Source organism: Endozoicomonas sp. SESOKO3 (assembly GCF_024606255.1).
This window is the reverse complement of the sequence record NZ_JAHHPR010000429.1, coordinates 1-1,102: the sequence shown is the minus strand read 5'-3', so window position 1 is coordinate 1,102 and position 1,102 is coordinate 1. Positions and strand designations below refer to the sequence as shown.

The window sequence follows — 1,102 nt, the reverse complement described above, 5'->3', positions numbered from 1 at the left end:
GATCAGACATGGTTCAGGGGTCAGTTCTTTCGTTTGATATTTCCCCGGATATTTCTGCTTCAGGAGCGGGCTCTTCCTCAATGGGCATATCGGTCGTCTGATATCGAGTTTCATCGCCTTCAGTGGGAAGTTCTGTCAGTTTCTCTGATGTCTGAATGTCCTGTTCAACTAACTGCTCTTCTTGCTCTGGTGCTTCGGCTTTCTTTTTACGGATCAGGTCATCAAAGTTGTCTGGCAGATCGGCTTCCAATTCATCCAGTTCGGCAAATAGCTCATCAGAGGATTGACCTTCAATCTCAATGGCCTCCTGATCTTCTGCGTCCTCTGTCGTTGGCTCCCTCTGATCGTTGGCTTCAGCCAGCTCCCGGGCAGCTTCCTCCAGATTACGAATCTCGGATAGGGGGGGCAGTTCATTGAGGTTTTCCAGATTAAAATAATCCAGAAACTGACGAGTTGTGGCAAACATGGCCGGGCGACCCGGCACATCCCGGTGACCCACCACACGTACCCATTCACGATCCTGAAGGGTTCGTATGATGTTACTGCTGACGGCTACCCCCCGGATGTCTTCAATTTCCCCCCGGGTGATTGGCTGACGATAGGCGATGAGTGCCAGAGTTTCCAGCAGTGCCCGTGTGTAGCGCTGTGGTTTTTCTTCCCAGAGTCTGCCAACCCAGGTGGATAGTTCCTGTCTGACCTGGAAGCGGTAACCCGATGCCACCTTTTTGAGTTCAAAGCCCCGTCCCTCACAGGCTTCAGAGATGGACACCAGAGCTTCGCGGATCTGGTTGCCATCCGGACGCTCTTCCTCGGGGTAAAGGTCTTCGGGGAACAGGGCGGCCAGCTTTTCTTCAGTCAGGGGTTTCTGGCTGGCCAGCAGGGCTCCTTCCAGGATGCGTTGCAGCTGTTCTGCTTCCATTAGTCAATCCGGGCCTTAACGTGAATGGGACCAAAAGGTTCATTCTGTATCAATTCGATCAGGGATTCCTTGATCAGTTCCATCACCGCCATAAAGGTAACGACGACACCGAGTTTGCCTTCCTCCAGCCGGAACAGGGCAACAAAGGGGGTGAAGCGTTCAGATGTCAGCATGGACAGGACC

General features: G+C 52.9%; 2 protein-coding genes. Both read right to left on the bottom strand.

Annotated features, from left to right (window positions below):
* Positions 1-13 precede the first annotated feature (13 nt).
* Positions 14-919 (bottom strand): SMC-Scp complex subunit ScpB, encoded by a 906-nt coding sequence (gene scpB, locus KDK18_RS07440; protein ID WP_257254257.1) that lies wholly within the window; start codon positions 917-919, stop codon positions 14-16.
* A partial coding sequence (locus KDK18_RS07435) for a segregation/condensation protein A (protein WP_257254256.1) occupies positions 919-1,102 on the bottom strand: 184 nt, incomplete at its 5' end. The genes KDK18_RS07435 and scpB, both read right to left, overlap by 1 nt.

Bases quoted from the DNA above. Each gene is read 5' to 3' on its own strand.
- scpB (WP_257254257.1), bottom strand. From the start codon at position 919: ATGGAAGCAGAACAGCTGCAACGCATCCTGGAAGGAGCCCTGCTGGCC.